This is a genomic window from Paraburkholderia sp. CNPSo 3281, assembly GCF_024206515.1.
GTDB lineage: Bacteria > Pseudomonadota > Gammaproteobacteria > Burkholderiales > Burkholderiaceae > Paraburkholderia > Paraburkholderia nodosa.
In genome coordinates, this window is record NZ_JAMBPS010000003.1 from 23,201 (window position 1) to 44,879 (window position 21,679).

A 21,679-nucleotide genomic window follows, 5' to 3' on the forward strand; every position below is an offset into this window, starting at 1 on the left:
CTCCTGTCGATCCGGAGCTGGCGCTTCAGCTGTCGCCTGGCGTCAGTGCCTTCGGCACCGGCGTCGGGCCCATGCAGGGCTCCGGTTGCTCCGGGTTGGTCTGCAAAAGCTTTTGGGTTGGAAGTTTTGCGGCCACGGCGCATCGTACGGCATGCCCGAGCGTCGCATGCCCTGCCGTGGTTGTCACGCTAGTTGTTGCCCTTGCTCGGTAACCCTGTCAAGCGCCCGCGAAGTGCCGTCAAGTGCCGTCAAGCGCCGTCAAGCGCGCGCCGCTGCGCGATGAAATGCGCGATGAGTTCCGCACTGCGCTTGGGCGTGCGAACCTGCGTGTCGTAATCGACATGCACGACGCCAAAGCGCCGCTCATAGCCGAACGCCCATTCGAAGTTGTCGAGCAGCGACCAGACGAAATAGCCGCGCACGTCCACACCGGCCTTGATCGCGGCGTCCACGGCGGCGAGATGGCGTTTGAGGAACGAGATGCGCTGCGTGTCGTTCACCTCTCCGTCGCTCACGCGGTCGTCCGAAGCCATGCCGTTCTCGGTGATGTAGATCGGCGGCAGGTTCTCGTAGTTGCGGCCGAAACCGATCAGCAGGTCGCGCAGACCGTCGGGGTGAACCTCCCAACCCATCTGCGTGCGCTCGACGTCCTTCAGCGGCACTTCGACGAAGCCGTGCGCACCGTCGCTCTTCACGTTGGTGCGGAAATAGTAGTTGATGCCGAGAAAATCGAGCGGCGCCGAGATCGTCTTCATGTCGCCTTCGAGCACGAGCGGCTCGGTGCCCGGCCACAGCTCGAAGAGTTCGTCGGGATACGCGCCCTTGAGCAGCGGATCGAGAATCCACGCGTTGTGCTGCACCTCGAAGCGGCGCGCGGCGCGTACATCCTCAGGCAACGAGGAGTCGGGCGTGCCGCGCCCCACGTTGGCCACGATGCCCTTGGTCGAGCCCGGATCGTTCGCGTGCAGCACGCCGGTGGCGAGGCCGTGGCCGAGCAGCAGATGATGCATGGCCTGGGTGGCGTAGCGGCCGTTTGCGAGGCCCGGCGCATGATGGCCGTTGCCGTAGCCGAGGTACGCCGAGCACCACGGCTCGTTGAGCGTCATCCATGCGTCGACGAGGCCGGCCAGTTCGCGGCTCATGAGGTCCGCGTAGTCGGCGAAGCGATATGCGGTGTCGCGATTGAGCCAGCCGCCGCGATCTTCAAGGTGCTGCGGCAGGTCCCAGTGGTAGAGCGTGGCGAAGGTGCGCACGCCCCTCTCCCGCAGCCGCTCCAGCAAACGCTTGTAGAAGGCGATGCCTTTGGCATTGGGCCGTCCCGCCGCGTCCATCACACGCGGCCACGCGATCGAAAAGCGATAGGCCTCGAAGTTCAGGCTCTCGAGCAGATCGAGATCGGCCTCCCAGCGGTGATAGTGGTCGCAGGCCACAGCGCCCGTGTCGCCCGCGAGCACCTTGCCCGGCGTGGCGCTGAAGGTGTCCCAGATCGACGGCAGGCGGCCGTCCTCGTGGATCGCACCTTCGATCTGATACGAAGCCGTGGCCGCGCCCAGGAGGAAGTCGCTGCGCCACAGTGCGGAGCTGGCGGGCGGCGTGAACGGATCGTCGGCAACGGTGGCGGCGGAATGCGGCAATGCGGTGTCCTGAGTCACGAAGCCTCCTGCGCGGGAATTACCGGCGCATGCGTTCTGGGCAGCCGGATCGGGTTGGAGTGGAAGCGCTTCCACAGCGCTTGAGGCGCACAATAACAGCGGCGAATTCCGGCCGGCAATCGGGGTTTCTCTGGACGTTTTTATGTAGCTGCTTCACATGTTTTTTGCACTACACGGCTTTCTGGCTTGTAGCATGGCTACACGAGCGTCACGCATCCGAGCGCGACTCCAGCTCGGGACGCACCGCCGCGAGCGCTTCGTGCAGGGTCGGGAAAATGTTCGCACGGCCCACCACGGCCGTGATGCCATGCCGATCCATGTCTGAAAGCAGATAGCGATTCACACGCCCGAAAATCACCTTTACGCCGCGCTCCGCGAGTTCCGAGCAAAGGTCGATCACGGCGCGCCCCGCGGAATAATCGAGATCGGTAATCGCCCCCGCATCGACGACCACGCAATGCACGGGCGACGGCGCCCCATCGATCAGCGCGCGCAGTTCGTCGATGAACAAGTGGTCGTTCGCATAGAACAGGTCCGCACCGAACCGATAGACGATTAGCCCCGGCGCCGTGAGCTGGCCCGCTTGCGCGGGTTCGGGCAGCCAGTGCCCCTCCTCGTTCGGCACGAGCACCATGGTGTGCGGCCGGTAGCTATGGCGCACGTGGCGCAGCAACGACAGGCCAATTGCGATGAGGATGCCGTTCTCCACGCCGATCACGACAACAGCGAGGGCCGTCGTCACCGCAAGCCTGAATTCGCCGGGACTTTCGCGGCGAATATCGATCAACTGGCGAATGTTGACAAGTCCCACGGCAATCGTGAAGACGATCGCGGCCAGCACGCAATGCGGCAGGTATTGCAGCAAGCGGCTGAAGAACAACAGCACCACGAGTACGACGCCTGCAAACACGAGCTGCGCGAACTGGCTGCGCGCGCCGGCCTGGTCGGCCATGGCGGTCTGCGTGAGGCTGCCGTTCACGACAAAAGCGCCGCTCATCGAAGCCGCCGCATTGGCCGCCGCGAGGCCGAGGAGATTGGTGTCCTCGTCAGTGCGCTCGCCATAGCGCTCGGCAAACGCGCGGCTAGTGGCGGCGCTCTGCGCGACGATGATGACGAAGCACGACGCCGCCACCTGCAGCAGATCGATCATCTGGAACCAGCCTACCGCGGGAAAGCTCAGGCGCGGCAAGCCGCCCTGCACCGCCCCGATTACGGAAATGCCGTGGCCCGCGAAGTTCAGGATGGCGCTCGCAGCGATGCTCCCCGCCACGGCGACGAGCGGCACCGGCCAGCGCGGCCGGAACGTCTTGAAGACCAGGATCGCCGCTACGACGACCACGGCGATGGCAAGCGTCGGCCAGTGAATCATGCCCAGTTGCGTGACGATCTGCTTCATCTGCAGGACCGTGCGGCGTGAATTCACAGTAATGCCAAGCATGTCGCCGAGCATCGCCACGCCCACCTGCACGCCCACGCCCGTGAGAAAACCTGCGAGGACGGTGCGCGAGAGAAAGTCTGCGAGAAAGCCGAGACGAAACAGGCGTGCGATCAACAACATCACGGCCGTGAGCAAGGCGGTCATGCCCGCGAGCGCGACATACTCGGCGCTCGAAGGCGTCGCCATGGTCGTGAGACGGCTCGCGAAAATGGTGGCCGTGGCGGAATCGGCGGCGACCACGAGATGACGCGACGCGCCAAAGAGCGCGAACGCAACGAGCGGCAGAAAGCCCGTGTACAGACCGGTTACGGCAGGCATGCCCGCGATGCGCGCGTAGCCAAGCAGTTGCGGCACGTTCATCGAGGCAAGCTGCACGCCGGCGAGCGCATCGCGCAATGCAGACGTGCGAGACAGCGGCCGCACGCCGCGAAACAGTTCAAACGCCATTACGCCATCCTTTCGAAATCCGCCTCCAGGTGCGGTGTTTTTTAGCTGCGGGTTCACTGGCGCAGTATGTTAGCGCGCGTGGGCGCTCCGGTACGTGCCCGATTGCAACGTCGTTGCACGCGCATCAATGAAAGAGGCCAGCCCGCAGGCTGGCCTCATGACTTATGCGCTCAATCGCGTCACGCAGCGAGTTGGCTATACCCGAATCGGCGGCGGCATATACCGGCATTCGTAGCGTTTTCGGACCGTGCCGTTTTCGTCCACGCTTTCGAGGAACACGTCGAACTGCCAGAGGCGCGCCATGTGGCGCAGCACTTCGTCGGTGTCGCCCGTAAGGTGACGGTTGTCGCTCATGAAGTGACGCAGCGTCAGGCTGCGATCGCCGCGCGTGTTCACCGACCACACCTGGATATTCGGCTCGCGGTGATGCATGTCGTACTGACGCGAGAGCGCCTGGCGCACGTACTGGTAGCCGCTTTCGTCGTGGATGGCCGAGACTTCGAGCGCGTCGCGCATATCGTCGTCGAGCACCGAGAAGAGCCGCATTTCGCGGATCAGATGCGGCGAAAGGTATTGCGCCACGAAGCTCTCATCCTTAAAATTGCGCATGGCGTAGTGCAGCGCCTTGAGCCACGGACTGCCGGCCAGCTCGGGGAACCACTTGCGGTCCTCCTCCGTGGGGTTCTCGCAGATGCGGCGAATGTCGCTCATCATCGAAAAGCCGAGCGCATACGGATTGATGCCGCTGTAATACGGCTTCGTCACTGGCGGCTGATAGATCACGTTGCTGTGCGAATGCAGGAACTCCATCATGAAGCCGTCTTCGAGCTTGCCCTGCGTATAAAGCGTGTTGAGCAGCGTGTAATGCCAGAACGTGGCCCAGCCTTCGTTCATGACCTGGGTTTGCCGCTGCGGATAGAAGTACTGCCCGATCTTGCGCACGATGCGTATGACTTCGCGCTCCCACGGTTCGAGCAGCGGCGAGTTCTTTTCGGCGAAATACAGCAGGTTTTCCTGCGGCTCCGGCGGAAAGCGCTCGTCGATCTCCTCGGCAACGGGCATTTGCTGCTTGGGCAGCGTGCGCCACAGCTCATTGACCTGGGACTGCAGATAAGCCTCGCGTTCCCGGCGCAAGGCGGCCTCGCGTTCGAGCGACAGCTTTTGCGGCCGTTTATAGCGGTCCACACCGTAATTCATGAGCGCGTGGCACGAGTCGAGCAACTCTTCCACGCGGTCGAGACCAAAACGCTCCTCGCATTCGGCGATGTAATTCTTCGCATAGACGAGGTAGTCGATGATGGCGTGCGCGTCCGTCCAGAGACGGAACAGATAGTTGCCCTTGAAGAACGAGTTGTGCCCGTATGCGGCATGCGCGATCACGAGCGCCTGCATCGTCATGGTGTTCTCTTCCATGAGATACGCAATGCAGGGGTTGGAGTTGATGACGATCTCGTAGGCAAGACCCATCTGGCCGCGGCGATAGCTCTTTTCGGTAGAGAGAAAGTGCTTGCCGAACGACCAGTGGCGATAGTTCACCGGCATGCCAACGGACGCATAAGCGTCCATCATCTGCTCGGCGCTGATCAATTCGAGCTGGATCGGATAAACGTCCAGTTCGTATTGCTCTGCAACATGCGAGATGTGTGTGTCGTACTCCTCGATGAGTTCGAAGGTCCAGTCGGAGGGGCACGGCAACGGCCGTTTGTCGGCTACGTTCATTTGCACTTCCCTTTGCTGGGCGAGCCCATGCTCCTTGTGGCGAGCAGCCCCGGCGGCGTGTCCGGGCGCTTCGGCGTCTTCGTGGTGGCCGCGCTTGCGCCCGTCACCGTGTTCGCCATGATGCCCTTTTTCGTGGCCGCTCGTCTTCCGGCGCTCCGGCTGGTAGCCGCGCGCCTCATTGTGCAGGTGGCGTGTCGTCATGAGTGTTCCACCTGCTTTTCGAAAAGCTCCCGGAACACCGGGTAGATGTCCGCCGCGGTGTCGACTTTCTTCATCGCCAGATGCGGTTCGGTGAGTGCGAGCTGCGCGTATTCGAGCCAGAGGTTCTGCTCCTCCGGCGTCACCTGAATATACGCAAAATAGCGCACCTGAGTCAGTATGTCATCCGCGAGAATCTTGCGGCATTTGGGTGAATCGTCAGTCCAATTGTCGCCGTCCGAAGCCTGCGCGCCGTAGATGTTCCAGTCGCTTGGCGAATAACGGTCCTCGATCACTTTTTTCATCAGCTCCAGCGCGCTCGACACGACCGTGCCGCCGCTTTCGGTGGAATGAAAGAAGGTGTCCTCGTCCACTTCCTCGGCGCGCGTGTGATGGCGAATGAAGACCACCTCGATCTTTTCGTAATTGCGCTTGAGGAACAGATACAGGAGGATGAAGAAGCGCTTGGACAAGTCCTTGCGCTGCTCGTCCATCGAGCCCGATACGTCCATGAGGCAGAACATCACGGCCTGGCTCGACGGTTGCGGCTGCTTCACGCGATTCACGTAACGCAGATCGAACGGGTCGATGAATGGAATGCGCCAGATGCGCCCGCGCAGGTGATGAATCTGCTCTTCGAGCAACGCGATCTCTTGACGCCGGTCGGCCGGGTCGGCCTTGAGCGCTTCGAGTTGCTCCTCGAGTTCGTGCAGTTCGTTGACGAGCGGCGCACCGAGCGCGATGCGCCTGCCGAGCGCACTGCGCAGCGATCTCACGACGTCGATGTTGTTCGGCGTGCCCTCGGCAGCCCAGCCCGCGCGGATGCTCTTCCACGTAGGCACGGCCATGAGATGGGTTTTGACGAGGCGCGGAAGTTCGAGGTCGTCGAAGAAGTACTGCATGAATTCTTCGCGGGAGAGTTCGAACACGAAGTCGTCCTGACCTTCGCCCTCGTTGCTCGCCTGGCTGCCGCCACCGCCGCCGCCGCCCTGTGGCCGCGGAATGCGGTCGCCGCGAATGTAGTCCTCGTTGCCTGGGTGAACCATTTCGCGCTTGCCGCCAGGGCCGTGCCGGAACGACGGCTCCGCGATGTCCTTGCGCGGAATGGTGATGCTCTGGTTGCTCTGTATGTCCTTGATGCTGCGGTCACGCACCGCTTCCGAAACGGCGTGACGAATATAGTTCTTCACGCGGCGCAAAAAACGCTCGCGATTAGCAATACTCTTGTTCTTTCCGGCTAGCCTGCGGTCGATGATTTGATGAAGCACATTCAGTCTCCCGCTCCAGTTGCGAATGGGCGAGGTGCGCAGTGTTCATTGCCGCGTCTGCCATCGTGCGTGCCGCGTTCACCCGCTCATGGCCACGCCGCCTGCGCCCCGCCGGGGGTCCTTTTGCGCCGCCGCAAACCTGCGGCAGCGCGCTCGGACAGTAAAGCCTCTTCGTTCACGACGACTTGCGCACCCGCAGATACCAGTCGCAGAGCAACCGGACCTGCTTCGGCGTATAGCCCTTCGCCACCATGCGGTTGACGAAGTCTTCGTGCTTGCGCTGCTCTTCCGCCGATCCTTTCGCATTGAACGAGATGACCGGCAAAAGTTCTTCCGTGTTCGAAAACATTTTCTTTTCGATCACCACGCGCAGCTTCTCGTAGCTGATCCAGGCCGGATTCTTGCCGGCATTGGCCGCACGCGCACGCAGCACGAAGTTCACGATCTCGTTGCGGAAGTCCTTCGGGTTGCTGATGCCCGCGGGCTTCTCGATCTTCTCGAGCTCGGCATTCAACGCCGCGCGATCGAAGCTTTCGCCCGTATCGTGATCGCGGAACTCCTGGTCCTGAATCCAGAAGTCGGCATACGTCACATAGCGGTCGAAGATGTTCTGCCCGTATTCGGAATACGACTCGAGGTAAGCGGTCTGGATCTCCTTGCCGATGAACTCCGCGTAACGCGAGGCCAGCACGTCTTTCACGAACGACAGATACTTCTGCTCGGTTTCCGGTGGGAACTGCTCGCGCTCGATTTGCTGTTCGAGCACATACATGAGGTGCACCGGATTCGCTGCCACTTCGGTCGAGTCGAAGTTGAACACGCGCGAGAGAATCTTGAACGAGAAGCGCGTAGACACCCCGTTCATCCCTTCGTCGACGCCCGCGAAGTCGCGATACTCCTGGTACGACTTCGCTTTTGGATCGGTGTCCTTCAGGTTTTCGCCGTCGTACACCTGCATCTTCGAGAAGAGGCTCGAGTTCTCCGGCTCCTGCAAGCGCGTGAGCACCGACATCTGCGCCATCATCTTCAGCGTGCCCGGCGCACACACGGCCTCGGCCAGCGACGAATTGCGCAACAGCTTCTCGTAGATCTTCATCTCTTCCGAGTAGCGCAGGCAGTACGGCACCTTTACCACGAAGATACGATCGAGCAGTGCCTCGTTGTTGCGGTTGTTGCGGAACGCCTTCCACTCCGACTCGTTCGAGTGCGCGAGAATGATGCCGTTGAACGGAATCGCCCCGAATCCTTCGGTGCCCTTGAAGTTACCTTCCTGGGTGGCCGTGAGCAGCGGGTGCAGCACCTTGATCGGCGCCTTGAACATTTCGACGAATTCGAGCAGGCCCTGATTCGCGAGACAGAGGCCGCCCGAGTAGCTGTACGCGTCGGCGTCGTCCTGGGCGTATTGCTCGAGTTTGCGGATGTCCACCTTGCCGACGAGCGACGAGATGTCCTGATTGTTTTCGTCGCCAGGTTCGGTCTTCGCGATGCCGATCTGGCGCAGGATGGACGGGAAGCGGCGCACCACGCGGAACTTGCGGATGTCGCCGTTGTATTCGTGCAGGCGCTTCACCGCCCACGGGCTCAAGATGCTCCGCAGGTAACGGCGTGGTATGCCGTATTGCTCTTCGAGTATCGGACCGTCTTCGTCGTAGTCGAACAGCCCGAGCGGAGATTCGTTCACGGGCGAGCCCTTGATCGCGTAGAACGGCACGCGCTCCATGAGCTGCTTCAGACGCTCGGCGATGGAGGACTTGCCGCCGCCCACCGGACCGAGCAGATAGAGAATCTGCTTCTTCTCTTCGAGTCCTTGCGCCGCATGGCGGAAGTACGCGACGACCTGCTCGATCACGTCTTCCATGCCATAGAACTCGCGGAATGCGGGATACACCTTGATGACCTTGTTCGCAAAGATGCGCGACAGACGCGGATCGTTGCGGGTGTCGATCTGTTCGGGTTCGCCGATTGCCGTCAGCATACGTTCGCCAGCCGTGGCGTACGCATTGGGATCTTCCTTGCAGAGCGCGAGATACTCCTCGAGCGAGAACTCTTCCTCTCGCGTTTTTTCGAAGCGGGTCGCGAAGCTGCTGTAGATATCCATGCTACCTCCTCGCCGAGATCTGCGACCGATGTCGTGCGCGGCGCGCTATTCGGAAACGACATCGCTCAAATTCATCCTAAACCCTTTTGAAATTTTTCGCACCGTTAAATCGCGCCGGATGTGCCCTCGAAAGCTAAGCATTATTGAGCGCTTGGAGGGCGCCAGACAACGACTTACAATGATCATCCGCACTGGTGCAAATTTCAGACCGGGGTCACGCTCCTTCCCAAATGCTGTGCCTGCGTGTTGGCCAATTCCGTCGGGCCGGGCATTCGCAGCAACCCGCTTTTTACCTGGTGTTCGACCGGCTTTTCGCCTCGTCGTCCGGCCTGTCCGGTGCTACGGCATACGCAGCGCCTCTTCATCAAACGCACCAGTGCAGCGTCGGTGCACACCCATTCGTTACGATTTGTTCGCGAGCCCGCAGAGCGCGCTCTCCTTGGGCACTGCCACGCAGATGTTGTGAGCACGCGTCAATGCGATTTTTTTACCGTTTTACGCGTCGATTTCGCCATCGTCGGTGACCTGCCGCGCATTCATGCGCGGATGCCAATCGACGCTGACCGGCCCCTGTTGGCGGTAGTGGTTTTCCCGCTCCAAACGGACAATGAGCGGACAACGCACGAACGACGCACGCGCGCGATGAAGATGACGCGCGTGACAGGTTGCCAGGTTTACACCCATGAGCCACAGAGCGCGCACAAAAAAATAAAGCCGCCGCGCAATGCGCGCGGCGGCCGTTCGTGAGAGCAAATATGACAGGTGCGACAGTTACATGATGCGCCCCCTGGGCGACCTAGACGAACTCGACTTCGACTTCCCCCAACCCGTCGATGTGGCCGTGCAGGAGACCCGGTGTATCGATGCGATGCGCACCGACATAGGTGCCGGTCGTAATGGTCCATTCGGGCTCGATCGTGATGCCCATTGCGGCGCAATGATTGACGAACCAGACCAGCAGTTCGCGCGGATCGCCGGCGGGGTTGCCCGGCGCCTCCGGCACGAGCGAAGCGCCGTCGAACGTCAGTTCGAGCTCCGGCGCCACGAAATCGAGCACGCGGGCAAGCGCTGGGTAGGGCAGCGCGTGGCCGGTCACGAGTGCGCCATTGTTCTGCGCATCGGCGAGCTGGGCGAGCGGCGCGACATTGGGCCACTGCGCGAAACGGCTATCGACGATCTCGATGGCCGGCAGGATCTGGCCGACGCGTGCGAGCACCTCGTCGCGCGCATAGGCTTCGGCGCGCGGGACGATCGGTTCCGAAAAACGAAAGGCGATCTCCAGCTCCACGAGCACGCGGAAGAAGTGGCGGCGCTCGAAGCGCGCCGGCGAGGCGTGCACGAGCGGCGCCGGGATCGGCGCGCCGGAGGCGGGGCCGCCCGGGGCGCGCGCCCCCACCTTCCAGCCGCCCGTGGTCGTCTCGAGCCCGGCGAGCACCGCCTGCTGGATCGCGTAGGCCGTGGCCGCGTCCGGCGGCACACGCTCGGGTTCCAGCGTTTCGATCAGATGATGATGCCGGCGCGCATTCACGAGGCGTTGCGCGAGATCGTCATGCGTCATGTCGGGTTCCTTGTTTGTGCTGTCATGCGGCGCCAGCGCTCGATGCCGGCGCAATTCGTCCTGCCTGGCGCGGTGCGCCCTCCCTTGCCCTGCGGCGCGGGTCCTTCCCCTTTGCGGCGCCACCCCGTGCGGGCCGCGCTCGCGCATCGGCGCGGGCTGAACCGTCCAGCACGACGCCATGCCGCTCGCGGGCACCGTTGGGCGCCGCAGTGTAGCGCGCCGAGCAGGCCGCGCAGATGACACGGCTGACAATGTACCGTAACGGCGCCCGCATGGCGCAGGGAGGCGCCGCACAACGGGGTCAAAGGCGTAAAAAAAGCCGCTGGGGCGCAGCGGCTATCTCGCTTGCGCGGACGGCCCGCGCGGCTGATCAGAGGAATTTCAGAAGGTTTCCCAGTCGCCGTTCGAACCGGCGCCCGACGCCACAGCGCTCACGGGCACGCTCGGGGTTGCCGCGGGCCGTGCGGCCGGCTGGACGGCGGCGGGAGCGGGAGCGCGGCGCGGCGCGCGCTTTGCCGCGGGCGCAGCAGCGCCGCCTGCCGATGCCGGGCGCGTAACAGCACGGGATGCGGAAGCCGCCCTGGCGGCTGCCGGCGCGGGCTTCACCTGCGCCGCCCCTCCCGCTGCGTCTTCCAGATTGAACACGGCGACGGCCTCGCGCAGGCGTCCCGCCTGGTCCTCGAGCGACTGCGCCGCAGCAGCGGCCTCCTCGACGAGCGCCGCGTTCTGCTGGGTCACTTCGTCCATCTGCGTGACCGCGCGCGCGACCTGGTCGATGCCGCCCGACTGCTCCTGCGAAGCCGCCGCAATCTCGCCCATGATGTCGGTCACGCGCTGCACCGCGGCGATGATCTCGGTCATCGTGCGGCCCGCCTCGTCGACCAGTGCCGAACCCGCCTGCACGCGCTCGACCGAGGTGTCGATGAGCCCCTTGATCTCCTTGGCTGCCGCCGATGAACGTTGCGCGAGGCTGCGCACTTCGCCCGCCACCACGGCGAAGCCGCGCCCTTCCTCGCCCGCGCGCGCCGCTTCGACGGCCGCATTGAGCGCGAGGATGTTGGTCTGGAACGCGATGCCCTCGATGATCGTGATGATGTCGGCGATCTTCGCGGAGCTGTCGTTGATGTCGCCCATCGTGCCGACCACCTGATTGACGACCGAGCTGCCCTTGTTGGCGATTTCCGAGGCGTTGGCGGCGAGCGCACTGGCCTGGCGGGCGTTGTCGGCGTTCTGCTTCACGGTGCCCGTGAGCTGTTCCATGCTCGAAGCGGTCTCCTGAAGTGCAGAAGCCTGCTCTTCGGTGCGCGACGAGAGGTCGAGGTTGCCCGCGGCGATCTCGCGCGTGGCCGTGGCAATCGATTCGGTGCCCGAGCGCACCGAGCGCACCGTTTCGGTGAGGCTGCGCTGCATCTGCGCGACACCGCCCAGCAGTTCGCCCATCTCGTCGTTGCGGCGCACGACCACGGGCCGGCGCAGATCGCCGGCGGCGATCGCATGGAAAGCGCCGAGCGCTTCGCCGAGCGGCTCCGCAATGGCGCGGCGCAGCGAGAAGAACGAATAGGCAGCCGCGCCGATGCCCACGAGCAGCGCCACGATGCAGGCGATGCGCAGTTGCGAGAACGCGGCCTGGGCGTCGTCGAAGCCCTGCTGCGCTTGCGTCATCTGGAATTTGTCGAGCACGGCGTCGGCCTTCGAGAGCCCGTCGTAGGCCTCCTTGAGCGCCTTGGCGCCCGCGACGACCTTCGCCTGGTCGCCCGACTGGACGGTCGTCATGAACTGGTCCGCGATCTGGTGCAGGGTATCGCGCCGGGCCGCAACGTCCTGAGCAAGGCGCGCTTCCTCGCCGCCGTGCGGCAGGCTCATGTACTTCTTCCAGAAGTCGTCCGACACGCCGCGCAGCATATGCGCGCGGTCGATCGTCGCGGCGGCATCCGACGTACCCAGTTCGAAGGCGGCCCGGTCGAGTGCGAGACGCTCGCGCGCCGCATAGATCTCGGCCAGGTTGACCGCATGCGAACTCGGCATCTGGTCAGTGAAGGTCTCGCGATACGCGTCGTTCGAACGCGTGAGGCCCAGCCACCCGACCGCACTGATCGCGACGATCAACGTCGCCAGAAAGCCCATTGTGATGCCGATGCGCGCCTTGATACTGATGCCCTTGCCCATGACTCCCCCAACGCTTGTGGTGTGGTCGGGCCCAGCGCCCGACATCGAGTTGTCCCTCTAAGAGGCGTTTACGGCACAGGGTTTCACGGGCTTGAAATGTGTATATCGTATGAAGTATTAGCGGAATCCAATCATGCGCGGCGCGAATAAGCCGCGCCGGGCCAGCTATGGCTTACGGCAGCAAGATGCGCGGATACACTCAGCCCGCAAGTTCGGCGAGCGTGGGAATGGAAGGTTGAGCGCCCGCGCGCATGACGGAAACGGACGCCGCACGCAATGCGAAAGCGACCGCTTCCAGCGCAGGCGCCCCGGCGGCCAGACGCGCGGCCAGTCCGCCGATGAAAGTGTCGCCGGCCGCCGTCGTGTCCACCGCATTGACGCGCGGCGCGGGCAGATGGGCGGGCGCGGCGTCGTCGAGCAGCACGCATACGCCCTGCGCACCGAGTGTCACGAGCACGTTGCAGGCGCCCGCCTCGCGCAGCGCCAATGCCGCGCGCGCCGCCTCTTCGGGCGTGCTCGCGGGCAAGCCGGTGAGCGCGGCGGCCTCCAGTTCGTTCGGTACGAGATAGTCGATGAGCGGAAGCCACTGCGCGGGCAGCGGCCCCGTAGCGGGCGCTGGATTGAGGATGGTGATCTTGCCGAGCCGCCGTGCGGCGGCCAGCGCGGCCGCCACGGCGTCGGTGGGCGTTTCGAGCTGGCAGACCACGACGTCGGCCTGCGCGAGCACGGCCTCATGGCGCGCGATCGTTTCGGGCGTAACCTCGCCGTTGCTACCCGCCACGATGACGATAGCATTCTGGCTCGCGTCGTCGACGACAATCAGCGCCACGCCGGTCGGCGCGCCCAGCGACGTTTCGAGCGCGCCACAGTCGATACCTTCTGCGACCAGCCCCGCGCGCAACACCTCGCCGTTGCTGTCGGCGCCGACCCGGCCGACCATCGCCACCCGGGCGCCCAGGCGCGCCGCGGCCACCGCCTGGTTGCCGCCCTTGCCGCCGGCCACCTGCGCAAACGCATTGCCGGCGAGCGTCTCGCCCGGAGCCGGCAAGCGCGGCGCACGCGCGACGAGATCCATATTCAGACTGCCGACCACGGCCACGCGAGCGCCGATCGGCTTTGCTGCGTCAGTCGTCACGATGCCTCCTCGATGGCTTGCGCCTTCGGTACGGCCACCCTGCCTCAGGCCGCAAGCGGCGCGTATTCCTCCGCGCCGACCCAGGGCCCCGTCGATTCACGAGGAAAGAGCGTAGGCGGCATAACGCGGCGCCGCGCCCTCGCGCCTTCTTCGCGCACGTTCGCGCCTTCCTCGCGCGCGTTCGCGATGCGCTCGATCAGCGTGAGCGCCGCCATGTCGCCGAGCGCGCGAGCCGGCTGGCCGACCGTCGAGAGCGCGGGCCAGGTGAAGTTGCCGAGTTCGATATCGTCGAAACCGATGATCGAGCAGTCGCCCGGCACGCGCAAGCCGCGCTCGGCGGCCGCGCGCAAGGCGCCGATGCCCATCATGTCGTTGCCGGCGAAGATCGCGGTCGGCCGCACGCTGTCGAACAGTTGCGCCGCCGCGCGGTATCCGCCCGCTCCGGAAAAGTCGTTTTCGACGATCGCACCCGGCGCGATCTCCACGCCCCGCTCGGACATGGCGCGCAGGAAGCCGTGCATGCGCATCGCGCTGACCGCGGTTGTCACCGGCCCGGTGATACAGCCAATGCGCGAGTGCCCGAGTTCGAGCAGATGCCGCGTGGCGAGCCAGGCGCCGCGCTCGTGGTCGATCTGCACGAGATCGGCGTCGAGCCCCTCGATGTTGCGGTCGATCACGACGATCGGCTCGCGGGCATCGGCAAGCGTCGAGGCCAGCACGGCGTCGTCACCGGCCGAGGCGACGATGAGGCCGTCGATGCGTTTTTCCTGCAGCACGCGCAGGTAGCTGCGCTGCTTGGCCGGGTCGTCGTCCGAGTTGCAGAAGAACACGCAGTAGCCCTTGCGCGCGCAGGCGTCCTCGACGCCGCGCGCAAGCTCCGCGAAATACGGGTTGGTGCCGTTCGGCACGAGCAGACCCACGGTCGCCGTCGCACGCGCCTTGAGCGAGCGCGCCACCGCCGACGGCACGTAGTTCAGGTCGCGGATCGCACGTTCGACCTTGGCCCGCACGTCCGCCGACACCGGACGCGAATTGTTCACCACATGCGACACCGTCGTGAAAGATACCCCCGCCACGGCGGCCACATCCTTGATCGTCGCCATATTTATGTTGCTCCTGCTTTTTTGCTGCCCTGTTGCTGCCGGCTCTCTGCGCGCCCGTTGTTGGTTTGGTCTGGCGTCGCTTTCCCGGTCATTTCCGCCGGCCCGCGCTGCGTTGCGGACCGCGCCCTCGAAAAATTGCTATGCCCTGCTGCCTCTACGACTTCGCCTGCTGCGGTACGTGTCGAGCACGACCGCCACGACGATCACCGCGCCGGTGATGATCCGTTTGGTGGGCTCGTTCGCGCCGATCTGCGCGAGCCCCGCGGCCAGCACCGAGATGATCAGCACGCCGAAGAACGTGCTGATGACCGAGCCGCGCCCGCCCATCAGGCTCGTGCCGCCGATCACCACGGCCGCGATCACCTGCAGCTCCAGCCCCACGCCCGCGTTCGGATCGGCGGCTTCGAGGCGCGAAATCTGAAACAGCGCCGCGAGCCCGGAAAGCGCGCCCATCAGCGCAAACACGATCACCTTGTACGGCCGCGGATCGACGCCCGCCAGGCGCACCGCTTCCTCGTTGGTACCGATACCAATCAGATATCGTCCGAATACCGTGCGCGTCAGCGTGAGCTGCGCGATCACCATCACCGCCACCGCGATCAGGAACGCCGGCGAAATGCCGAATGCGATCGGGTTCGAGAGAAAGTCGAACGCGTCGCCGATATACGCCGTGCGCGAATTCGTCATCTGGTACGCGAGCCCGCGCGCCGCTTCGAGCACGCCGAGCGAGACGATGAACGACGGGATGCGCCAGCCCACCGTCACCGCGCCCGTGAGCGTGCCCGTGGCCGCCGCGGCGACGAGGCCGAGCAGCGCCGCCGGCAGCGCGCCCCAGCCCCACTTGAGCGACGCCACGCTCACCACCGAAGCGCCGAGCGCGAGCACCGAGCCCACCGAAAGATCGATGCCCGCGATGATCAGCACGAAGGTCATGCCCACGGCCATCACCACAAGATCGGGAATCTGGTTAGCGATCGTGCTGAACGTATCGTACGTGAGGAAGTGTGAACTCAGCAGCGAGAACAACACGATCATCGCGATCAGCGCGAGCGCGAGGCCCAGGTAGTTCGAAAAGCCGAAGCGCGTCCCCACGGGCTTGCCGCTCGCCTGCACCGCATGCGGCGCAGGCTCGGGCGCCGCGGCCGGCACGATTTTGGTCGAACTGGTTCGCCCACCGCGATCGTCACCCTGCGGCGACGGTTGCCCGCGCAACGGATCGTTCGTCATGAAGCGCTCCCTCGTGGGTCGTCGTTTCGTACCTGCGGCTTTCGCGTGTCCACGTGTGGCGGCACATCGCCCATCTCCGGCAGATCGCACGCGTTCGCGACCAGCGCATCCTCGGCGCGCAGCCCCGCGAACGCGGCGGCCAGCAGCTTGTCCTGACTCCACTCGTCGCGACCGTAGATGGCCGTCATCTTCCCCGCCGACATCACGCCGATGCGGTCGCAGATCAGCATCAGCTCGCGCAGGTCGCTCGACACCACCACGAGCGCCCGGCCTTCGCGAGCGAGCGCGCCCATCAGCGCGTAGATGTCGAACTTCGCGCCGACGTCGATGCCGCGCGTGGGCTCGTCGAACAGCACGACGCGCATCGACTGCGTGATGTCGCGCGCGAGCCAGCGGCCGATCACCACCTTCTGCTGGTTGCCGCCCGACAGCTCGCCCACCGGCTGCGCGGGTCCGGACGTGCGGATTCGCAGTGCGTCGATCTGCGTGCGCGCCAGCGTGTTCTCGCGCGCCGCGTCCACCACGCCATAGCGCGATACCGCGCCCACGTTGCCGAGCGTCACGTTCGCGGCGAGCGGCTGCGGCAACAGCAGCCCTTCGCCCTTGCGGTCTTCGGTGATGAGCGCGATGCCGAGCCGTACCGCGTCGGCGGGCGAGGCGATCTGCACCGGCTGCGGCGCCGCGCCCGGCGTGGGCGCCAGCGCCACCGTGCCGCGCTCCATGCGGTCGGCGCCGTAGATGAGCCGCATCAGCTCCGTCCTGCCCGCGCCGATCAGCCCCGAAACGCCGAAAATCTCGCCGGCGCGCACTTCGAACGACACGTCGCGCACGGCCTTCGCGCGCGTGAGCCCGTCCACCTTCAGGAGCGGCGCGCCGATGCGCCGCTGCCCAAGATCGATGCGCTCGCCAAGCTCGCGCCCCACCATCAGCGCGACGATGCGCTCGGGCGTAAGGTTGGCCATGGCGTCCACGCGCACGAGCTTGCCGTCGCGTAGTACCGCGACGCGCTGCGCGATGCGCTCGAGTTCTTCGAGCCGGTGCGAGATGTAGACGATCGCCACGCCGCGCGCCTTGAGCCGCGCGATCTGCTCGAACAGCAGCTCGACCTCGCGGGCCGTGAGCATGGCCGTCGGCTCGTCGAGGATCAGCACGCGCATGTCGCCGCCATCGGCACCACCGGCACCCGCGGCGCTGCCGATCAGGTTGCGCGCGATCTCCACGAGCTGCTGATGCCCGATACCCAGCTCCCCGACCGGCGTGTCGGGGTCGATCGCTTCGAGCCCGACCTGCGCCATCGCGGCCCGCGCGTCGTCACGCAGCCGCCTGCGATCGATCCAGCCGAACCGCAGCGGCCCCGACTGCGGCAGGCGGTCCAGAAACAGGTTCTCCGCAACAGTGAGCGTGGGCAGCAGGTTCAGCTCCTGCATGACCATGCGCACGCCGAGCGCCTCGGCTTCGCGGCGACTCGCCGGGGCGTAGGGCCGGCCCATCAGCGTCATGCTGCCTGCACTCGGCGCCGTGAGGCCACTCACGATCTTCGAGAGCGTGCTCTTGCCCGCGCCGTTTTCCCCCGTGAGCGCAAGCACTTCGCCGGCGTGCAGCGCGAGGCTGACGCCGGCGAGCACCGGCTGCTCGTAGGTCTTCCCGACGCCCGTAACCGTAAGCACGGCGGGCGCAGGTGACGCTACGTCGGGGACATTTGCATCCATCACGATCCTGTAGTCGCGAGCCGCGCCGCCGGGTTCAACCGGTGAGTCGCGCCGCCCGGATACTGTGGGTCCGCACCGCCGCTGCACGCTCCGGTAGAGCGTGCAGCGAACGGCGCGCTGGGCAGCGAATCGCCACACAGCGGAAGACGGCCGCCCATGCGGCCATCCCGGTACAAATAACGGCTGCGCGGCGAGATTCTTGAGCGTTTATTGAGTTGCGCACGCAAATACCGCCGCGGCACGCCGTGGCGCCTGCCAGCAGCGCTTTACTTCGTGACGAGCACCACAGGCGTTTCGACGATGCCCGACAGCTCCGACTGCTTCTTGTGCTCCTTGAGCGCCTTCAGGGCCGTGTCGATGCCGAACACGGCCTGCTTTGCCGCGTACTGGTCGGCCGTGGCGAGCACGCGGCCGTCCTTGAGCATGGGCTTGATGGCGCCGATGTTGTCGTAGCCGACCACGTACACCTTGCCCTGCTTGCCCGCGGCGCGCACGGCCGACACGGCGCCGATCGCCATGTTGTCGTTGCCGCACAGGAGCGCCTTGATGTCCGGGTATTCATTGAGCATGGCGGAGGCGACCGCGTTGCCCTTGTCGATCTCCCATTCGCCCGATTGCGTCGAGACGATCTTCGCGCCCACGGCGTCCATCGCGTCCTTGAAGCCCGCGGTGCGCTGCTGCGCGTTGGTCGTCGTGGAAACGCCCTCGACGATGCCCACCTGGTCGCCCGACTTCAGGCGCTTGGCGAGATAGTCGCCCACGAGGCGGGCACCCTTGCGGTTGTCCGGACCGACGAACGGCACGTTCAGGTCCTTGGACTTGAGCACGTCGGCGTCGAGCTTGTTGTCGATGTTCACGACGATGATGCCCGCGTCCACCGCCTTCTTCACGACGGGTACGAGCGCCTTTGAGTCGGCGGGCGCGAGCACGATGGTGTCGACCTTCGAGACGATCATTTGCTCGACGATCTGGATTTGCGCGGCGGTATCGGTCTCGTTCTTGATGCCGTTGGTGATGAGATCGAACTGGTCCGCGTTGTGCTTCTGATAGTCCTTCGCACCGGTCTCCATGGTGAGGAAGAACTCGTTGGCGAGCGACTTCATGACGAGCGCGACCTTCGGCTTGTGAGGCGCCTGTGCGCGGGCCGCGAGCGGCAAGGCGCCGGTCACGGCGGTCGTGGCGAGCGCGCTGGCGGCGAGGAGGATGCGGCGGCGAATGCGGGAGTTCATTTTGGAAGTCTCCGGTTTGTCGGGCCCGGCTGGGCCCTGCTTTCTGGTTATGCGCAAACGTTTTCTGCCGGCCCATTCTCGGCGCAGGCGCTCAACGATGTCAACTTCGCTCTGTCACCGGCGTCGCTGCCGGCAATGCGGCGCCGCAGCAACGCCCGCCCCGCCTCAGAGCCCGCCTCAGAGCCAGTTGATACGACGAAACAGGAAAAACAGGAAGATATCGAGCACGAGCATGGCAGCGAGGCAGATCTGGTAGCCAAACCTGAAATGTAGCTCCGGAATATGCTCGAAGTTCATGCCATAGATGCCCGCAATCATCGTCGGCACGGCGAAGAGCGCGGCGAACGAACCGAGCCGCTTCGTCACCTCGTTCTCCGCGAGCGAGATCATGCCGAGATTCACCTGGATGGCCGTGACGATCATTTCGCGGCGCGCGTCGATCATGTTGGACACGCGCACGAGATGGTCGGACACGTCGCGGTAGTACGCCTGCATGCCCACGCAGATCTGCGGAATGCGGCCGCCCACGAGCTTGCCGACGGCATCGACGAGCGGCGTGACGTGATGCGCGAGGATCACGAGACGGCGCTTGAGCGAATAGAGATCCTCGATGATCGCGCGCGAGCCCGCGAGGTCGTGCTTGTCGAAGATGCGGTCCTCCAGTTCCTCGATTTCGGCAGAGAGCGTTTCGAGCACCGGCGCGTAGCGGTCGACCACGCTGTCCATGAGCGCGTAGAGCACGAACCCGGAGCCTTCGCGCAGCAACGCGGGCTCGCGCTCGCAGCGCGCGCGAACGTCGGTGAAACCCTGCTGCGCGCGGTGGCGCACCGAGAGCACGAAATTGGGGCCGGCGAATACGTTCACCTGGCCTATGATGACTTCGCCGTCGTCGTCGAGTTCGAGGGTGTGGAGCACGCAAAAGAGCGTGTCGCCGTATTCCTCGATCTTCGGACGCTGGTTGCCGTTCATCACGTCTTCAATGGCGAGCGCATGCAGGCCGAACTCATCCTTCATCGCCGCCATTTCGCCGGCGTCGGGATCCTTGAGCGCGACCCAGACGAAACACTCGGGCTTGGCCAGATAGTCGCTGATGGCTTCGACGGTGACGTCGGCCAGTTTCTTGCCGCCTTGATACGCGACGCAATTGATTAGCATGTTCCTTTTCTTCCGCGCGGCGGGTCGCGCCCGCGCCGCTTCGATTTGCACCGGTTGCCAAGTTTAAGGGGTTCCGTCGACCGGCGGCGTCTGGACGGGTGCCCCAGCGGCGTGCGCCCGCCTGACGGGGTCTGGCCGGCGTTCGAGAGCACTGCCCGTGCCCGCCGTGCAACGGCGGCGGCGAACCAGCGGCCGTCTTCCGGACTGCTGCGGGCCTACTGCGCGACGCGGCGGATGCCGAGACGGTCATCCTTGTCGAATGTGACGCTCGCGCGGTTGGTGTAGCTGGGATCCACGAGAAAGCGCAGCTCGATCACGGGATCGAACTGCGTCGTCACGCCGATGCGGTGCACGCCCGGCTTGAGGTAGAACGTGACGTGCTCGCCGTCCATGAGGTCGGTCACGCGCTCGCCGTCGAGGTAGACGGGCGCGTCGCGAAATTTGACGATGACGTTGCGGGTGCGCTCGCGGCGCACGTCCACGGCCACGAGGCCCTCGCCCGGCTCGGTGTAGCCCGGCTTCAGGATACGTTCAGCCGGTACGGGCTTGAACGGCATGGGCTGCGGCTGCTCCTCGGCGCAGCCGCCGAGTGCGAACGCGGCAACCACCGTGAAGGCAGCGGCGAGGCTCGCAATCGACCTGCGCGACGGCAAAGGCGGCATGGGCGCTTTCCCCTTTTCTGACCTCTGGCTGCTGGTTCGCGCCCATCATATCCGTACGGACGCCGGATCGATCATCGTTGTTATATGCTTTGGGGAATGCGCGGCAGCGCTCGCAACCGGCATAAAGAGGAAGCGACGGCCATGTGGTACTTCTCGTGGATCCTCGGCATCGGCGTTGCGCTCGGCTTTGGCATCCTCAACGTGATGTGGCTCGACGCCAACGGCAAATTCCTGAACGGACACGAGCCCGGGCGAACGGGCCCGAAAAACGCCCCGTCGGCAGACACCGGCACACAACACGGCGAGGCACGCCGCCCGTGACGAGACTGGTGTTCTTCTGCGGCCACGCCGGCGCCGGCAAAACGTCGCTCGCCAAACGCCTGTTCGCCCCGCTCGCCCGCGAGACCGGCGAGCCGTTCTGCCTGCTCGACAAGGACACGCTCTACGCCACCTATAGCGCCGCCGCGATGGGCGCGCTCACGCACGCCCCGAACGATCGTGACAGCCCGCTCTTCCTGCAGCATTTTCGCGAACCCGAGTACCGGGGGCTCATCGACACGGCGCGCGAAAACCTGGAGCTTGGCGTGAGCGCGCTAGTGGTCGGCCCGCTATCGCGCGAAGTGCGCGAGCGCAAGCTGTTCGACCGCGCGTGGCTCGGCGTCGGTCAGGAGGTGGGGCTCACCGTGGTGTGGGTGCATACGAGCGAGGAAACGGCGCACGCGCGCATCGTCGCGCGCGCCCATCCGATCGATGCCTACAAGCTCGCTCACTGGGACGAATACCGGCAGCGGCGCTTCATGCCGTCGGGCGCGCAACTCGACGGCCTTCTGCTCTTCGACAACAGCGCGCCCGCCGCGGCCGACTACGACGCCTTGCTACAGCGCATCGTGTCGGCAACGGCATCGACCTGAGATT

The 21,679-nt window shown here is 65.0% G+C and carries 17 protein-coding genes; 3 read left to right on the top strand and 14 right to left on the bottom strand.

Annotated features, from left to right (window positions below):
• Positions 1-248: 248 nt before the first annotated feature.
• From M3I56_RS04110 to M3I56_RS04130, 5 genes are all read right to left on the bottom strand, one after another.
• Positions 249-1,652: a GH1 family beta-glucosidase gene (locus M3I56_RS04110; protein ID WP_254352675.1), complete on the bottom strand. Its 1,404-nt coding sequence runs from the start codon at positions 1,650-1,652 to the stop codon at positions 249-251.
• 208 nt (positions 1,653-1,860) lie between these two features.
• A complete protein-coding gene (locus M3I56_RS04115) occupies positions 1,861-3,537 on the bottom strand; it encodes a SulP family inorganic anion transporter (RefSeq protein WP_254352676.1) in 1,677 nt (558 codons plus the stop codon).
• Positions 3,538-3,732: 195 nt separating this feature from the next.
• Positions 3,733-5,457 carry a SpoVR family protein gene (locus tag M3I56_RS04120; protein WP_254352677.1) on the bottom strand — a complete coding sequence of 575 codons (1,725 nt, stop codon included), beginning with the start codon at positions 5,455-5,457 and terminating at the stop codon, positions 3,733-3,735.
• Positions 5,454-6,722, bottom strand: coding sequence for a YeaH/YhbH family protein (locus M3I56_RS04125; RefSeq protein WP_028207874.1), 1,269 nt, complete (start codon positions 6,720-6,722; stop codon positions 5,454-5,456). The genes M3I56_RS04120 and M3I56_RS04125 overlap by 4 nt, the downstream gene beginning before the upstream one ends.
• A 175-nt stretch (positions 6,723-6,897) precedes the next feature.
• Positions 6,898-8,820, bottom strand: a complete 1,923-nt coding sequence (locus M3I56_RS04130; RefSeq protein WP_254352678.1) for a PrkA family serine protein kinase — start codon at positions 8,818-8,820, stop codon at positions 6,898-6,900.
• A gap of 462 nt (positions 8,821-9,282) precedes the next feature.
• On the opposite strand from M3I56_RS04130, the gene M3I56_RS04135 reads away from it, so the two are divergent.
• Positions 9,283-9,567, top strand: coding sequence for a hypothetical protein (locus tag M3I56_RS04135; protein ID WP_254352679.1), 285 nt, complete (start codon positions 9,283-9,285; stop codon positions 9,565-9,567).
• 49 nt (positions 9,568-9,616) lie between these two features.
• Here the strand turns inward: M3I56_RS04135 and M3I56_RS04140 are convergent, their stop codons facing one another.
• The 9 genes from M3I56_RS04140 to M3I56_RS04180 form a co-directional block, all read right to left on the bottom strand.
• Entirely contained in the window at positions 9,617-10,378 is a 762-nt protein-coding gene (locus M3I56_RS04140) for a 2-keto-4-pentenoate hydratase (protein WP_042265698.1), read from the bottom strand.
• 381 nt (positions 10,379-10,759) lie between these two features.
• A complete protein-coding gene (locus M3I56_RS04145) occupies positions 10,760-12,544 on the bottom strand; it encodes a methyl-accepting chemotaxis protein (RefSeq protein WP_254352680.1) in 1,785 nt (594 codons plus the stop codon).
• Between the two features lie 199 nt (positions 12,545-12,743).
• Positions 12,744-13,679, bottom strand: coding sequence for a ribokinase (rbsK, locus tag M3I56_RS04150; protein WP_309249125.1), 936 nt, complete (start codon positions 13,677-13,679; stop codon positions 12,744-12,746).
• Between the two features lie 44 nt (positions 13,680-13,723).
• Positions 13,724-14,782, bottom strand: coding sequence for a LacI family DNA-binding transcriptional regulator (locus M3I56_RS04155; protein WP_254352681.1), 1,059 nt, complete (start codon positions 14,780-14,782; stop codon positions 13,724-13,726).
• A gap of 138 nt (positions 14,783-14,920) precedes the next feature.
• Positions 14,921-16,009: an ABC transporter permease gene (locus M3I56_RS04160; RefSeq protein ID WP_254352682.1), complete on the bottom strand. Its 1,089-nt coding sequence runs from the start codon at positions 16,007-16,009 to the stop codon at positions 14,921-14,923.
• Positions 16,006-17,718 (bottom strand): sugar ABC transporter ATP-binding protein, encoded by a 1,713-nt coding sequence (locus M3I56_RS04165; RefSeq protein WP_254352683.1) that lies wholly within the window; start codon positions 17,716-17,718, stop codon positions 16,006-16,008. Before M3I56_RS04165 ends, M3I56_RS04160 begins: the two co-directional genes overlap by 4 nt.
• Before the next feature lie 266 nt (positions 17,719-17,984).
• Positions 17,985-18,947 (bottom strand): sugar ABC transporter substrate-binding protein, encoded by a 963-nt coding sequence (locus tag M3I56_RS04170; protein ID WP_254352684.1) that lies wholly within the window; start codon positions 18,945-18,947, stop codon positions 17,985-17,987.
• A 177-nt stretch (positions 18,948-19,124) separates the two neighbouring features.
• Positions 19,125-20,102: a magnesium/cobalt transporter CorA gene (gene corA / locus M3I56_RS04175; protein WP_254352685.1), complete on the bottom strand. Its 978-nt coding sequence runs from the start codon at positions 20,100-20,102 to the stop codon at positions 19,125-19,127.
• 215 nt (positions 20,103-20,317) lie between these two features.
• Entirely contained in the window at positions 20,318-20,764 is a 447-nt protein-coding gene (locus tag M3I56_RS04180; protein WP_254352686.1) for a hypothetical protein, read from the bottom strand.
• Positions 20,765-20,905: 141 nt separating this feature from the next.
• Between M3I56_RS04180 and cydX the strand changes: the two genes are divergently transcribed.
• Together cydX and M3I56_RS04190 are read left to right on the top strand one after the other, a co-directional pair.
• The gene (cydX, locus tag M3I56_RS04185; protein WP_254352687.1) at positions 20,906-21,085 is read left to right on the top strand and encodes a cytochrome bd-I oxidase subunit CydX; all 180 of its coding nucleotides are present in this window, start codon (positions 20,906-20,908) and stop codon (positions 21,083-21,085) included.
• The gene (locus M3I56_RS04190) at positions 21,082-21,675 is read left to right on the top strand and encodes an ATP-binding protein (protein WP_254352688.1); all 594 of its coding nucleotides are present in this window, start codon (positions 21,082-21,084) and stop codon (positions 21,673-21,675) included. The genes cydX and M3I56_RS04190 overlap by 4 nt, the downstream gene beginning before the upstream one ends.
• The last annotated feature ends 4 nt before the right edge of the window (positions 21,676-21,679 follow it).

Excerpts from the sequence above, each read along its gene's own strand:
- M3I56_RS04165 (WP_254352683.1), bottom strand. The coding sequence starts at position 17,718 with ATGGATGCAAATGTCCCCGACGTAGCGTCACCTGCGCCCGCCGTGCTT.
- M3I56_RS04145 (WP_254352680.1), bottom strand. The coding sequence starts at position 12,544 with ATGGGCAAGGGCATCAGTATCAAGGCGCGCATCGGCATCACAATGGGC.
- M3I56_RS04130 (WP_254352678.1), bottom strand. The coding sequence starts at position 8,820 with ATGGATATCTACAGCAGCTTCGCGACCCGCTTCGAAAAAACGCGAGAG.
- M3I56_RS04140 (WP_042265698.1), bottom strand. The coding sequence starts at position 10,378 with ATGACGCATGACGATCTCGCGCAACGCCTCGTGAATGCGCGCCGGCAT.
- M3I56_RS04115 (WP_254352676.1), bottom strand. The coding sequence starts at position 3,537 with ATGGCGTTTGAACTGTTTCGCGGCGTGCGGCCGCTGTCTCGCACGTCT.
- M3I56_RS04155 (WP_254352681.1), bottom strand. The coding sequence starts at position 14,782 with ATGGCGACGATCAAGGATGTGGCCGCCGTGGCGGGGGTATCTTTCACG.
- M3I56_RS04120 (WP_254352677.1), bottom strand. The coding sequence starts at position 5,457 with ATGACGACACGCCACCTGCACAATGAGGCGCGCGGCTACCAGCCGGAG.
- M3I56_RS04170 (WP_254352684.1), bottom strand. The coding sequence starts at position 18,947 with ATGAACTCCCGCATTCGCCGCCGCATCCTCCTCGCCGCCAGCGCGCTC.
- corA (WP_254352685.1), bottom strand. The coding sequence starts at position 20,102 with ATGCTAATCAATTGCGTCGCGTATCAAGGCGGCAAGAAACTGGCCGAC.
- M3I56_RS04180 (WP_254352686.1), bottom strand. The coding sequence starts at position 20,764 with ATGCCGCCTTTGCCGTCGCGCAGGTCGATTGCGAGCCTCGCCGCTGCC.
- M3I56_RS04160 (WP_254352682.1), bottom strand. The coding sequence starts at position 16,009 with ATGACGAACGATCCGTTGCGCGGGCAACCGTCGCCGCAGGGTGACGAT.
- cydX (WP_254352687.1), top strand. The coding sequence starts at position 20,906 with ATGTGGTACTTCTCGTGGATCCTCGGCATCGGCGTTGCGCTCGGCTTT.